A 14624-nucleotide genomic window follows, 5' to 3' on the forward strand; every position below is an offset into this window, starting at 1 on the left:
TTTGCGTTCTTAGCTTCACTCTTATTTGCTCAATATCCCGATCAGGTCGTACATTTCTCTGTCGATTTCCCGCTTCTGTGCCAGCGCCTGCTGCAAATCGTAAGCAACGATTTCGCCGTTTACCGTACCGATTGCCTTGCTGTCAGAATCCTCCTGCAGAAGTTCCACCGCCTTCGCGCCGGTCAGAGTCGCCAGCATCCGGTCGCGCAAAGTAGGCGTGCCGCCCCGCTGCAGGTAAGAAAGGACTACAGGCCTTGTCTCTCTGCCGGTTCTCTCCTCGATGGTCTTTGTCAGCGCCGCAGTAGAAATTTCTACGCCCTCGGCCTTAATAATGATGCTGTGCTGCTTTCCGCGGTTTGCCCCGATGAGAATTTTCCGGCACAGCTCGTTTACATCGGTTTCAATCTCAGGAATTAAAACCGCCTCCGCGCCGCCGGCAAGTCCTGCATAAAGGGCGATATCTCCGCAGTGTCTTCCCATCACTTCGATGACCGTGGTCCGCTCATGGGACGATGAAGTATCTCGCACTTTAGAAATCGCATCCAGCACGGTGCTTACCGCCGTATCAAAACCAATAGTAAAATCTGTATAGCCTAAATCGTTATCGATGGTGCCCGGCAGTCCCATGACCTTAATTCCACGCCTGTCGAGGTCACAGCCGCCCCGCAGCGAACCGTCGCCGCCGATGACGACCAGGCCTTCTATTCCAAAAGTTTCCAGTACGCTTACTCCATGGGTCTGTCCTTCCTCTGTGCGGAATCGCTCACTTCTGGCAGTCTTTAAAATCGTGCCTCCGCGGTGGAGAATGTCACCTACAGAATTTCTATCAAGTTGACATATTTCTCCATCTAAAAGTCCTTCATAACCACGCTTTATTCCATATACTTCCATCCCCGCCTCTATACCACAGCGCACCACTGCGCGGATAGCAGCGTTCATACCCGGAGAATCTCCGCCGCTGGTTAAAACACCGATTCGCTTCATGCTCTCACTCTCCCTTTTATGTTCGGTCTGCCGACAATCTCGGCCACCGTATCAAACAATGCAATGGACGGATATACGCCGCCCCTTTCGCCGGTTTTTACAATCTTTCCGTTTTGCAGATAAATCAATACCGGTGTATTTCCCGGATACTGACGGAAAATCTCCTGCAGCGCCTGCAGCACTTCCTGCTCATCCGCCTCCTGCGGAATTCTCACCTTTACAGTCTCCCCGCCTGGCGCGCCGTTCTGTCTGCTGCCTCCGGGTGCGCGCCCCTGTGCTCTGCCGCCTTGTGTCGCTTCCTGCATTCTGCCTCCTGACAGTCCGCGGCCCGCCGAAGCTGCCGCCTGTTCATTCTGCAGATGCTGTTCTACCTCATGAATGCCTACTACAGAGTCCGCCAGTACCTTTGGCATCTCATCTTCTTTAAAATTCAGTTTTCCCTTTACAACAACTACATTGTCCTCTAAAATTGCACTACTGCAGCGTTCATAGACGTTTGGAAATACTACAATCTCCACTTCCCCGTAAAGGTCTTCCAGATTGACAAAAGCCATCATCTTGTTGTTCTTTGTAATCTGATTCTTCTTTCCCGCAATCATGCCTGCAAGGGTTACAGTCATGCCGTCCTGTATCCTGCTGTCATGGTGTTCCTCTTCGGAAACTGCTGCCAAATCTTCACTGGTGACATCGGCGTATTTCTCGATTTTTTCCGCATATTCGCTCAGCGGATGGTCGGTAATATATACGCCCAGCATTTCCTTTTCCATAGCTAGTAAAATGTCTTTGCTGAAATTGTTCACATCGGGCAGTGTCCCCGATGTATCACCGCTGTTCATCTCCTCACTGCTGATCTGAAACAGTGACATCTGTCCGGCAATGTTTTTCTTTGCACTGTTCTGGGCAGATTCCACCAGACCTTCATAGACAGCAAGATGAGCCGCGCGGTTTACGTCCAGACAGTCAAGAGCGCCTGCCTTAATCAGACTTTCTACAGCCTTCTTGTTGACTTCACTGATTTCCACGTTATTGATAAACTGAAAAATATCCTTCGGCTTTCCCTTTTCTTCTCTCGCTTTGATAATAGCGTCAATGGCGCCTTCGCCCACATTCTTCACGCCCAAAAGTCCGAAGCGGATTTTTCCGTCCACTACAGAAAACTTCTTTTGACTGTCATGAATGGACGGCGGCAGCACTTCGATGCCCATCTCCTTGCAGTTTCGAATATACTTTGCGATGGATTTGGCGTCTCCCATGACGCTGGTCATCAGCGCCGCCATAAATTCCACCGGATAGTATTTCTTCAAATAGCCTGTCTCATAGGCGACTACCGCATATACAGCGGCGTGAGATTTGTTAAAAGCATACTGAGCAAAGGATTCCATATCGGCAAAGATGGACTCCGCCGCCGCTTCGCTGATTCCGTTTCGGATGCAGCCCGGAATTTCCACATTGCCTGCTTCGTCCAGCTTTCCATGGATGAAATATTCCTTCTCCTGCAGCATGACGTCTTTTTTCTTTTTACTCATAGCGCGGCGCACGATGTCAGAACGTCCAAAACTGTAACCGGCAAGGTCCCGCACGATCTGCATAACCTGCTCCTGATAAACAAGACATCCGTAGGATACGTCCAGAATCGGTGCCAGTTCCGGCGTCACATATTTAATTTTTTCCGGATTCTTCTTATACTCAATGTATTTCGGAATGGAATCCATAGGACCCGGTCTGTACAAGGCAATTCCCGCTACGACATCTTCAAAGCAGGAAGGTTTCAGGTTTTTCATAAACTGAGTCATGCCGCCGCTTTCCAGCTGAAAAACACCCAGCGTATTGCCGCCGGCAATCATATCGTAAACGGCTTTATCATCGTAGCCCATCCTGGCAAAGTCGATAGTTACGCCGTAGTTTTTCTCAATGAGTTCTAAGGCGTCGCGAATGACCGTCAGGTTCCGAAGTCCCAGAAAGTCCATCTTGAGAAGTCCCAGTTCCTCAATGGTCGTCATATTGAACTGGGTAGCGATCCCTTTATCTGACATGTAAAGCGGCACGTATTCGTCCAGAGGCAGTTTTGAAATTACCACTCCCGCCGCATGGGTTGAAGCATGGCGCGGCATGCCCTCAATGGCACGGGACATGTCGATAACCTTGGCAACTCTTGCGTCGCTTTCATACATGTTTTTCAGCTCCGGATTCATGTCAAGGGCTTTATCGATGGTCATTTTCAGGTCAAAAGGAATGGCTTTCGCGATTCTGTCTGCCTCGGCATAGCTGAGATTCAGCGCCCTGCCCACATCTCTGACCGCCGCCTTTGCTTTCATTGTACCAAAGGTGATAATCTGAGAGACATTCGCCTCCCCATATTTTCTCTTTACATATTCTATGACTTCGCCCCGCCGTTCGATGCAGAAGTCGATATCGATATCCGGCATGCTGACACGCTCCGGATTCAGGAAACGCTCGAAAATCAAGCTGTAACGAATCGGGTCGAGGTCGGTAATTCTAAGGGTGTATGCCACCAGGCTTCCGGCGGCGGAACCTCTTCCCGGTCCTACCATAATGCCGTTTGTCTTAGCAAAATTGATAAAATCCCAGACGATAAGGAAGTACTCTACATAGCCCATATTTTCAATGACGGAAAGCTCATAATCAAGGCGGCTTGCAATCTCCGGTGTCACGTCATCGTAACGCTCCGCAAGTCCTTTCTGACAAAGCTCCCGCAGATACTGCTGGTTGGTCTTGCCCGCAGGCGGAATAAACTCCGGCAGATGATAGTCGCCAAAGACGAATTCCACATCGCATTCCATGGCGATTTTATGGGTATTTTCAATGGCTTCCGGGGCGTAAGCGAAGATTTTCCGCATCTCATCCTCGCTCTTTAAGTAAAACTGGTCATTGGGGAAGCGCATGCGCTTTTCGTCGTCGATGGTAGTGGCCGTCTGAATGGCAAGGAGCACATCGTGGGCCTCGGCATCCTCCTGCTTCACGTAGTGAACGTCGTTGGTGGCAACCAGCGGAATATCCAGTTCCCTGGATAGTTTCACAAGCTGCGGATTAATCATGGCTTCTTCATCCAGGCCCTGATCCTGCAGTTCCAGATAAAAATTGCCGTGGCCGAAAATCTCGTCCATTGCCAGCGCCTCTGCCTTGGCGCCCTCGTAGTCCCGGTTTAAAAGACAGCTCTGCACCTTACCGGCCAGGCAGGCGGACAGCGCGATGATGCCGCCGCTGTGGGCGCGCAGCACATCTTTATCGATTCTCGGTTTATAGTAATAGCCTTCTGTGAAGCCTTTAGATACAATTTTAATCAGGTTCTTATAGCCATCGTTGGTCTTTGCAAGGAGCACCAGATGACCCTGATATTTATCCTTATCTGCATCTTTATCGTGCATAGTCCTTGCCGCCGTATAAACCTCGCAGCCGACGACCGGTTTGATCCCCTGCTTCTTACATTCTTTGTAAAAATCTATGACACCGAACATGACGCCGTGATCAGTGATGGCAAGAGAATCCATGCCCAGTTCCTTTGCCCGCGCCACCACATCGGTAATGCGTGCCGCACCGTCCAGCAGGCTGTATTCTGTATGAACATGTAAATGTGTAAATGCCATGTGTGTTACCTCTTCTGATGTTTCTCAATAATCGCTGCCAGTATTTCCAGCGCTTTGGTCAAATCCTCCGGATCCGCATAGGCATAGGAAAGCCTGATTGCGTGGTTTTCCGCATAGTCGTATACATTGCCCGGATTGAGCAGAATTCCGGCTTTCAGCGCCTTGTTAAAAATCTTGTCCATAGGCAGCCGCTTATCAAAACGAAGCCAGATATAAAAACCGCCTTTCGGCTTTTTCCATGTTGCCAGACCCTTGAAATGTTTGTCCAGTGCCGCCAGCGCATTATCTCTGCGCGCTCTGAGCTCCTTTCGAAGTTCTTCCAAATAGATGTCGTAGTCGCCGCTTGTAATCAGTTCCGTCATCATCCACTGGGAAACGGAGCTGGCGCCGTAGTCAGTCTGCATCTTTACATCCCCCAGTCTATAAACCACCGCCTCGGGTCCGACAACCCATCCGATTCTAAGTCCTGGCGCCATGGTCTTTGAAATCGTTCCCATGTAAATGACAGAGCCGGTTTTATCTCTGGATTTGAGAGAAGCTGGCGGCTTTTCGTCCAACCACAGCTGACCGTATGCGTCATCCTCCAAAATCGGCATAGGCTGTTTCTGGCAAAATGCCATAACCTCTTTTCGACGCTTTTCGCTCATGACCGTGCCTGTCGGATTGTGGAATGTAGGAATCGTATAAAGGAGCGACTCATTAGAAGCATCCTTGATATTCCAGTACTGCAGTCCTTCCTCATCCAGCGGTACACCATGAAGGTTCATCCCTGCCGACTGAAAAATCTGCAGAGACTTCAAATAAGACGGCGCTTCTGTATAAACGTCGCTTCCCCGCTTCAGCATACACACAGAAACCAGCTGCAGAGCCTGCAGGGAGCCGCTTGCAATCATAATATTAGATGCTTTAGCATCGATTCCCTGACTTTCTTTTAGCCATGCAGAAAGCGCCTGTCCCAGCTCTGGAAGACCTAAAGTACCTAAATAGCCCAGATTAGGAATCCGCTCCGGCATTCTGCGAAAAATCTTGCTAATCAGCTTGCCCGGATACAGCTCTGGTGATAATTCGCCTGTGCCGATACGAATATATCCTGGTTCAAATTCCATCTTGTTGATGGTCTGAATGGTAGATAGATTGGCACCAAAAGGTCCGCTTGCAATGTATTTGTTCCAGTCCGGAGGCTGGCTCATACGCAGAGACCAAGTGTTGCTGGCAACTCTCGTGCCGCCTCCAAAATCACTTTCTAATATGCCATAAGAAATCAGTTCTTCCATAGCACTGACAATAGTGCTTCTGTTGACTTCAAAAGCCTTTGCCATAGCTCTTTGGCTGGGCAAACGACTGCCGATTACCCAGTCCCCCGCAGCTATTTTATCACTGATATATTTCACAATTTGTCTGTAAATCGGCGTTTTATTCTGTTTGTCAGGTTTCCAGTCCAGTGTAATCATTTGGTTGGTTTCTTTCCTTTTCTTTGGTCGACAACAAAGATGATACTCTATGCTATTATTTTACCATACCTGATCAAAAAATAAAATAATATTGGAGGATTACTATGCCACTTTTCTTACGAGGATTCAACAGCAGATGATTATGTAATTGCATAAAAAAGAGCGAGTCCCTCTGGCAACCGGAAGACTCGCTCTTTTTTTAGTATATTTCATGCACTATCTTATAGGCTCTCTGCAGAAAATCCGCATATTTATTACGACATTTATTACGACATCAGCGCACAATCCAGCTACCATTTTTGTTGGAACCACTACGTGTAATACTACCTTCATCCTTTAGCTTCTTCAAAATGCGCTGCGCTTGCCGTTCAGAAATGTTAAGCTGCTCAGCCAATCCTTTTGCTGAATATTATCCCCTCTGTTGCAGAAGCTTAAGCATCTGTCTTTCTATTGTAGCTCTGTCATCTACCAATCTTTTCCCTTCTGCTAAATCCAGTAACAAATCGCGAATGACTTCTAACATATAGCAAACAAAGATTGTAGATTCTCCGCTGATATTTGCATCATTTAACGCTTTATAATAAGCTTCCTGCTTTTCATGTATCATCATTTCGATGGGCAACCACAAAAAGAAGTCTTTCCACTTTGCTAATATCAAAGTATGCCACAGGCGTCCAGTTCTCCCATTCCCATCAGCAAAGGGATGAATAAATTCAAACTCATAATGGAAGATGCACGATTTTATTAAAGGATGCAACGCTGAATTTCTTAGCCAGCTGAATAGCTCGTCAATTAATTCAGGCACGTATTGAGGTGGTGTACCTGCATGAATTAGTGCAGTGCCTGCGTACACACCAACTCCTTTGCTTCGAAAGCGCCCCGCTTCCCCCACTAAATCAGCCATCATAATTTTATGTGCTTTGAGCAAATCTTCTATGGAATACGGATTCAATTCCGTCAGCAAATCGTATGCCTCATATGCATTCTTTACTTCGCGAATGTCCTTCGGAGGTCCCAGTACTCGTTTGCCTGCAATGATATCGCTTACTTGCTCAATCGTCAGTGTATTCTGTTCTATTGCCAGCGATGAATAGATTGAAAGAATTCGGTTTTCTCTGCGAAGCTTTGGATTTCTCGATAATCCATTCGCAGTGGAAATTTGTCCCGCTAAGTCGCCAATCTGAATCACTAAATTGGTAATTTCTTCTGTCATCGTGAACGGCGGTTCATAATAATCCATCAATATTTTCACCTCCCAGCATATCATTTCTCCTATAGTATTCCCACTACCCGTAGATATAAAAATTATATCTTGACCTATCTACCGAATCAATGAAATGATTTTGTGTTTCAGACTGCTTCTATGCACATTTTTCTATATACTTTTATTTTGGGACGGAATCTGCGCAATCACCACTGCCGCAAAGATAACAGCACATCCTATCCCCTCTATGATAGTAAGGTGCTCTTTCAGTATCAGCACTCCAAATATTACAGAAAATACTGCCTCCAAACTCAAAATCAGTGATGCAACCGCCGGCTCCGTATCTTTTTGACCCAGAACCTGTCCGGTGTATCCGACACCAGTAGAAATCACACCGCAGTACAGGATCGGAAGCCAGCAATCCAAAATGTCTGAAAGCACCGGCGTTTCAAAAATCAGCATACAGGCGATTCCTATGACACCGCTTGTAAGAAACTGCACACATGAAAGTCTGATTCCATCGCACTTCGGCGAAAAACAATCTACTGCCAAAATGTGAACAGAAAACGCAACTACACATAGCAGGATATACAGTTCTCCTGTACTGAGTCGAAATCCCTCTCTCTTTCCTGCCATAGTAAGCAGGTAAAAGCCAAATGCCCCTAACAATATACTGACCCATATCAGCGTTCTTACATGCTTGCCAAGAAAAAGCCCAAGCAGCGGAACGATTACTATGTACAGAGAAGTGATAAAACCAGTCTTCCCAGCACTTGTTTCAAAATAGAACCCAAACTGCTGCAGTGATGTTGCCAAGCATAAAAAACATCCGCAGCATATGCCTCCAATCAGCAGGTTTTTCTTATCTTCTTTCTCATCTCGCTTCACTTCCCTGGAGCTTCCTGCACTCTTGTCTTTTCCTGCTACCTTAAGTAAATAAATTACCGGTATTAGCGCCAGACCTCCAATAAACATGCGAATTCCATTATATGTAAACGGTTGTAATACTGCTCCCGCTTTCTGTGCTACAAGTCCGCCGCCCCAAATGACTGCTGTCATAAGCAGTACTAAATTGCTTTTAAAGCTATTTTTCATGTCCTCATCCTTTCCTGTTTTTAATCATTATAACACCGCCTGTTTTTTCTGAAACAACCATGTTAGAAAAATAAGACCAACCAAACAGAAACTTGGTTGGTCTCTTTTTTCCCGTCTTGGTGGGTTACAAAGGCAGTTTTCTGTGGTATGATTTTATTGATATTAACTTAGAAGGAGTTTTTTTATGCCACTTTTTTTACAAGGATTTACCATCGGACTTGCCTATGTAGCACCCATTGGTCTACAGAATCTCTTTGTTATCAACACTGCACTGACACAAAAAAAGAGCCGTGTCTATCTGACTGCTCTAATTGTCACGTTTTTTGATGTTACGCTGGCATTAGCCTGCTTTTTCGGCATCGGCGCCATTATGTCAGCTTTTGAGTGGTTGCAGATGATTGTCCTCGGCGCAGGCAGTCTAATTGTCATGTGGATTGGAATCGGTCTTCTACGAGCAAAGGACAGTATGGATACCTCCACCAAAGTCGATATTCCGATTTTGAAGGTGATTTCCAGCGCATGCGTTGTTACCTGGTTCAATCCCCAGGCAATCATCGACGGCACCATGCTGCTCGGCGCATTTCGAACTACCCTGCCGAAAGAGCATGTAGCGGAGTTTATTCTGGGTGTCAATTTATCATCCTTTGTGTGGTTTTTCGGCATCTCTACAATCTTAGCTCTGTTCAGCGCCAAATTCAACGACAAAGTGCTTCGCATTATCAATATCATCTGCGGCGCAATCATCGTATTCTACGGTGCAAAACTATTCATCAATTTTGTGCAGATGGTTGTGTAATTACATTAAAAGAGCGAGTCCCTCTAGTTACCAGACGACTCGCTCTTTTTATTGCATTTTAGGAGAATTAGTCATTGCGCCTATGTTTGTTAATTCCTGTAATACTGCTGGGTAAATCTTTACTAACGCCTATAAGAGGAATTGATATTTTCTCTCCTCATATAATTCTCAGCACGATACCCACATAATCCACAATCAGCCCTAATACTTCCATCTTAGTTCCTCCAATCCAATGTGCTTCATTTCGGTATCTTACTATTTATTCATAGTTTACCATTTTTCGACGCAACATTCAATTTTATCTTACCTACAGACGCAGCAAAAGAGCGATTTAACCTAAATTGCCATTTTTTTAAAAAAGTGTATAAAAGATTCGCCTTGCCATTTTATATGCCTTGCAATTTATGCAAGATGTGGAATAGTTTTATAAAATTCTTACAAAAAACGCAAGATTTCAGTAATATAGCAAGAATAAATCCTCGCAAGAACAACTGCTAATTCAATCGTCTAAATATGTTTATACATTTTTTTAGCATTTTTTGATTTTCGGTTAAGAATCCCACCTCCTTCTTATACACTTTTTTCTAAAAACACCTGTTTTAAGTTAAATCATTGCGGCGATAGCGACCTTGCCGTGCCCCCTGCAAACCACCTGCTATTTTCTAAAATATGTTATAATCCCTAAAATCAGGTGGAATACTGTTATAAGCGAAACACATCAGGAGGTATAAAATGCTGAAAGAAAATGTTATGATACAGTTTTTAAAGAAGTTTGATGCTTGTCCTTTCACCATAAAAATGGGAAAAAAAGAGTATCAGATTGGAGATGGGATTCCTGCCTTTGCTGTTAAATTCCATAAAATGATTCCATTAGGCGATCTGTCCACCAGTACTTCTTTGGCACTAGGTGAAGCATACATGGACGGCAATCTGGAAGTTGAGGGCAGTCTTTATGAAGCGCTTGATCTTTTCCTTGGACAAATCGGAAAGTTTTCCACCGATCACAATGCGCTGAAAAAGCTAATCTTCCCATCCAGATCAAAAAAGAATCAGGAAAAAGAGGTCAAAAGTCATTACGATATCGGCAATGATTTTTATAAATTATGGCTTGACGAAACGATGAGTTATTCCTGCGGCTATTTTCGATGCGCTAACGACAGTCTCTATCAGGCACAGGTCAACAAAGTCGATTACATTCTGGAAAAACTATGCCTGAAGGAAGGCATGCGACTTCTGGATATCGGCTGCGGCTGGGGATTTCTTTTGATCAGGGCGGCAAAGAAATACGGTGTACGCGGCATGGGGATTACACTCAGTCAGGAACAGTATGACGAATTTAAGCGGCGAATTGAGGCAGAAGGACTTTCGGACCTGCTGGATGTCAGACTGATGGACTATCGGGATCTTGAGAAGTCCAATCTGCAGTTTGACCGCATTGTCAGCGTCGGTATGGTAGAACACGTGGGACGCGGTAATTATCAACAGTTTATCGATTGTGCCGCACATGTGCTGAAACCAGGCGGATTATTTCTGCTTCACTTTATCAGTGCGCTGAAAGAATTTCCTGGCGATCCGTGGATAAAAAAATACATCTTTCCCGGCGGTGTCGTGCCAAGTCTCCGAGAAATGCTGACCTGTATGGCGGAAGATGATTTTCATACACTGGATATAGAAAATCTGCGCAATCACTACAACCGCACTCTGTTATGCTGGGAAAAGAATTTTCGCGACCATATAGAAGAAGTTCAGAAGATGTTCGGAGAACGGTTCGTCCGCATGTGGGAGATGTATCTGTCCTCCTGTGCAGCCACATTTCACAACGGAATCACTGATCTTCACCAAATTCTTATGTCTAAAGGCGTAAACAACGATCTGCCTATAGTAAGATGGTATTAGAAAAGAGCCAGGTCTGTCTCAAAATCAACTTTGCCTTAAATGGTGCATACGCAAAGAGGATGTCTCATTTTATTTGAGACATCCTCTTCATCTCAGCTATTTCTTTGTCCAAAGTCTGTTTGCGTATCTGCACTGTTTCAGCGCTGTCTTTGCAACCAGCTTCCCATCTTTATCATAGACTCTGAGCTGGACTTTGTAGTAGTACATCTGCCCTTTCTTTCCGGTAGTATTGGTATAAGTTTTTGCTTTCTTTGTTAACGCTGCCTTATAGCCGGACGCTTTCTTTGTAGAACGGTAATATCTGTATTTTACAGTATAGCCCATCTCTTCCAGTTCTTTAACAGCTGTCTCCGTAGCCTTATCTGCTTTTACAGTGACTTTCACATTCTTCTTGCTGGTTCTTTCTGAGCGAGCGGTTAGTTTCATCGCACCAACCTTTCCCTTTACTGCTTCAGGGCCTGGAGAAAGCGGCGTGTTCGGATCGTCAATATCCGTTCCCGGCTCATCATCTGCAGGCGGCTCAATCCATCCTGCGGAAGCCCTTTCCTTTGTATAGTCATCTGTATAATGGAATAGGATTACATCGCCGTCTTTGATGACCTGCTCTGCAACACCGTTTTTTACATATACACCATTAACCGTATACATCCAGCCAGAGTTCGGTCCGTTGTCAAACTCGGCAAGACCGTTGATGGCACTGATGTAGTTGCCTGTGCTGTTGGAAAATCCCATTCCCTTGATACTCAAGGCTTTTTCAATCACATCCAGAACCGTTGCGTCCTTATCCACAGTCACTTCCAGAGCAGAAATCCATTCCCGGTCGATTGTACCCTTTTTATAAGTATGTGAAACGCCGTCCTCGCCGTGCTTCTCATCACCGAGCAGAGTAAAGGTGACTTTTATCTTGTTATCCTCAGGCGCAGAAATTTGCTGTTCAGCTACAGTAATCTGCTGTTCCACAGTCTTTTCCTGATAAGAAATTGTCACACCGGTTACATCTTTTGTAAGAGGTGCAGCTTCATAAGTATAGTCTGTAATTTCTTCTTTCTTTCCACTGTTATATACTGCACTTACAACCATACCAGACGGGTTAAAATATTCTCCTGCGATATACGCCGTCTTTGAAGGCGCTTTTGTAATTTCAATCTTTGTCACTTCCAAAGGTGTTACAGTTACCGGTACTTCTGCGATTTTTCCTCCCAGGCTGACCATTACTTTCTGTGTATCCTTCTCCATAACAGAAGGCGTCACGCTGTAACCGCCTGTTACAGTTCTCTCTGTGCCGTCTGCATAAGTGACTTTCAGACTCATACCTTCCCCATCAAAGGACTCGCCCTCAAAGTATGCTGTTTTTTTCGGCTGCGTAACCACTTCAACGATTTCGATGTCGCCGGCAGCGTCAGCTTTTTCGACCTGCAAGGTAATATCCGGCAAAATTCCAAAATATGCTGTCTGACTGACTGCGGTAAAGTTTGGAGAAGCGCCTACTTCATAGGTAATTTCTCTGTGTGCGCCGTAACTGCTTCCAAATCCAAAAGTGAAAAGACCCCCTTGGGATACAGTCAGTGTGTCTTTTGTATAATCCGCCGGAATAGCTGCTGCATCACCCTTTTTCAGGCTATAGTTAGTGCTGCCAAAGAACATAGTCTTTGTAATGCTAACCTGATTTTCCATAGTCTGCGCTTTGGCATTAGCTGCAAAATTGTACTGTGCTGCGGTTCCTCCAACGGTTTTACCTTCCATTCCTTCTACCGTCTGATAGATTACCGCTGCTGACATATTATAAATTCCCGCTAGCTTATTGACAGGATGATACAATGTATCGAAACTGATTGCAAACTGGTCGCCTGCCACTAACGCCTTGCCCGGCGTAGTCTTGTTGGTAACCGCTGCTTTGACACCTTTCGCAGAAACCACCTGATAATCACAGGCAGTTCCGTCGCTGACCTTCACAATATTTCTGCCTTCGACCAACTTTACAGTATAACTGCCGTCTGCATTTCTTTCAGCTGGCACAAACCCACCATAGTTCAGCTTTCCGCCAGCATAATTAGGATTTGCCACCTCTACAGAAGCAACTTCACCTGTCGGTGTAAATGTATAGCTTCCATGGGCATCATCATAAACTGTTTTTTCCCCGGCAGCATCAGTCATCTCTGTCAGATAGTAAATGATATCCAGCTCCGCATCCAAGTCATCCCCTGCGAGTTTTCCATTGCTGACGGTTGCGTTCGTCTCGGTATTTACCTTAGCGTTGACACTGACCGTACTATCAGATGATCCTACAGATACTACAAACACACCTGTATTTTCCGGCCAGATTGCACCAAAGAACGGACCGCCAACCGCAGAAATATTATTAAAAGCGTCATAGGTTACAAGTACCACTGCAGTACCTTCCTTCTGCGCAGTCACTTTTCCACTTTCTGATACGGATACCACATCACTTGGTGTTCCGTCAAAGTTGACAGCCTCATAGTGATAGTCCGGCTCAATAAAGTAATTATTTGTAAGGGTGTCTACTGCCTCCCAGTTTCTCAGAGATACAATCTGGTATTCATCGTTTTTCTTCAACTTCAGATAGCCTGCGGGATTGATGTTCAGATAAATGTCTGCCATGTTGTAATTCTTATTTGAAGTTGAAGCTTTATCGACGGTTTTAGCGTTTTTTCCTTCCGGCTTCAAATCGCTTTCAGAAACATTTAAGATATACGGATCTTTGGACGCTGCCGGTGACTTGAATTTTCCGGTATAAGTCACATAGCCTTTCCCACTGATTCTGAAATTGTAATCCTTGTTTGCCGGCAGATTATAGGATACCGTCTTCAGCCCTTCCGCAGCCGGCACTTCACCAATAGTCTCCTGCTCTATAAACGGCTTGAAGTGTTTTTCCTTCGTGCCGACAAATACTTTTGCATCCGCCGGCACAGTAATCTGTACATTTCCTGTCTGCACATCTGCTTCCGCAGCAAATGCCATAGACGGCATCATGCAAAGTACCATGACGATACTTAGAAGAATGGCAGAAAATTTCTTTACTGTTTCGTTTTTCTTCATGTGTTCTTCCTTTCTACATTTCTGCCCACAAAAAAACTGCAGGCTCTTTGCCTACAGTCCGCATTTACTGTATCTAAACTCTGGATTCTTACGGTTACCTCGCCGCGGGATCCTCATCTCATGCAGGTCTCCTGGCTCATGGATTATCGTTTTTCTTTCCCTTCCCAGGTCTCCCCAGTGGGTGGCTCTTCACCAGTGGTAAAAACAATCCAATTACAGTGGCGGGTCCGCGCAAGGCTCTCACTTGCTTCCCTCTTAGCTCCCCTGTGGTACGCACAAGGAAGAACACAAAATGGTTTCTTTATATTTTGTTTTTAATTATAATCTGGAGAGACTTTGGATTTCCTTTTCGCAAAGCTAACTCCTATTTCATTATATCCTTGTGATTATTTTTTTGCAATACAATATTTTCAAATATATACTATACATAAATGGCAATAGGTCAAAACGAGACAATTTGGTCAATTGCCAAGGTGAATTCCAGTTTGCCTAAGTAAATGTCAGGTACGCAAGAGTGGAGGATGTAAAAAGCTATG

The 14624-nt window shown here is 45.2% G+C and carries 8 protein-coding genes and 1 riboswitch; of the genes, 2 read left to right on the top strand and 6 right to left on the bottom strand.

Annotation, left to right across the window (positions count from 1 at the left end; all coding sequences use genetic code 11):
- Positions 1–21: 21 nt before the first annotated feature.
- The 5 genes from pfkA to NFR88_RS02040 form a co-directional block, all read right to left on the bottom strand.
- Positions 22–984: a 6-phosphofructokinase gene (gene pfkA, locus NFR88_RS02020; RefSeq protein WP_160202929.1), complete on the bottom strand. Its 963-nt coding sequence runs from the start codon at positions 982–984 to the stop codon at positions 22–24.
- A complete protein-coding gene (locus tag NFR88_RS02025) occupies positions 981–4589 on the bottom strand; it encodes a DNA polymerase III subunit alpha (protein ID WP_251613166.1) in 3609 nt (1202 codons plus the stop codon). Before NFR88_RS02025 ends, pfkA begins: the two co-directional genes overlap by 4 nt.
- Before the next feature lie 5 nt (positions 4590–4594).
- The gene (locus NFR88_RS02030) at positions 4595–6040 is read right to left on the bottom strand and encodes an aminotransferase-like domain-containing protein (RefSeq protein WP_251613169.1); all 1446 of its coding nucleotides are present in this window, start codon (positions 6038–6040) and stop codon (positions 4595–4597) included.
- Positions 6041–6449: 409 nt separating this feature from the next.
- Entirely contained in the window at positions 6450–7280 is an 831-nt protein-coding gene (locus NFR88_RS02035; protein ID WP_307726228.1) for a Fic family protein, read from the bottom strand.
- A gap of 135 nt (positions 7281–7415) precedes the next feature.
- Entirely contained in the window at positions 7416–8339 is a 924-nt protein-coding gene (locus NFR88_RS02040; RefSeq protein ID WP_160202925.1) for a DMT family transporter, read from the bottom strand.
- Between the two features lie 184 nt (positions 8340–8523).
- Here NFR88_RS02040 and NFR88_RS02045 point away from each other — a divergent pair, with 184 nt between their 5' ends.
- Together NFR88_RS02045 and NFR88_RS02050 are read left to right on the top strand one after the other, a co-directional pair.
- Positions 8524–9135 carry a LysE/ArgO family amino acid transporter gene (locus tag NFR88_RS02045; RefSeq protein ID WP_160202924.1) on the top strand — a complete coding sequence of 204 codons (612 nt, stop codon included), beginning with the start codon at positions 8524–8526 and terminating at the stop codon, positions 9133–9135.
- A gap of 732 nt (positions 9136–9867) precedes the next feature.
- Positions 9868–11031 carry an SAM-dependent methyltransferase gene (locus NFR88_RS02050; protein WP_251613171.1) on the top strand — a complete coding sequence of 388 codons (1164 nt, stop codon included), beginning with the start codon at positions 9868–9870 and terminating at the stop codon, positions 11029–11031.
- Positions 11032–11127: 96 nt separating this feature from the next.
- On the opposite strand, the gene NFR88_RS02055 is transcribed toward NFR88_RS02050, so the two are convergent.
- Entirely contained in the window at positions 11128–14088 is a 2961-nt protein-coding gene (locus NFR88_RS02055; protein WP_161908635.1) for a DUF4430 domain-containing protein, read from the bottom strand.
- A 104-nt stretch (positions 14089–14192) separates the two neighbouring features.
- Positions 14193–14394: riboswitch (cobalamin riboswitch) on the bottom strand.
- Positions 14395–14624 lie beyond the last annotated feature (230 nt).

Origin of the sequence: Senimuribacter intestinalis, from assembly GCF_943192965.1 — a bacterium.
Classification (GTDB): domain Bacteria; phylum Bacillota; class Clostridia; order Peptostreptococcales; family Anaerovoracaceae; genus Senimuribacter; species Senimuribacter intestinalis.

What these genes read in the sequence shown, in the direction of transcription:
- NFR88_RS02025 (WP_251613166.1), bottom strand. Translation starts at nt 4,589, where the DNA reads ATGGCATTTACACATTTACATGTTCATACAGAATACAGCCTGCTGGAC.
- NFR88_RS02035 (WP_307726228.1), bottom strand. Translation starts at nt 7,280, where the DNA reads ATGGATTATTATGAACCGCCGTTCACGATGACAGAAGAAATTACCAAT.
- NFR88_RS02055 (WP_161908635.1), bottom strand. Translation starts at nt 14,088, where the DNA reads ATGAAGAAAAACGAAACAGTAAAGAAATTTTCTGCCATTCTTCTAAGT.
- NFR88_RS02050 (WP_251613171.1), top strand. Translation starts at nt 9,868, where the DNA reads ATGCTGAAAGAAAATGTTATGATACAGTTTTTAAAGAAGTTTGATGCT.
- NFR88_RS02040 (WP_160202925.1), bottom strand. Translation starts at nt 8,339, where the DNA reads ATGAAAAATAGCTTTAAAAGCAATTTAGTACTGCTTATGACAGCAGTC.
- pfkA (WP_160202929.1), bottom strand. Translation starts at nt 984, where the DNA reads ATGAAGCGAATCGGTGTTTTAACCAGCGGCGGAGATTCTCCGGGTATG.
- NFR88_RS02045 (WP_160202924.1), top strand. Translation starts at nt 8,524, where the DNA reads ATGCCACTTTTTTTACAAGGATTTACCATCGGACTTGCCTATGTAGCA.
- NFR88_RS02030 (WP_251613169.1), bottom strand. Translation starts at nt 6,040, where the DNA reads ATGATTACACTGGACTGGAAACCTGACAAACAGAATAAAACGCCGATT.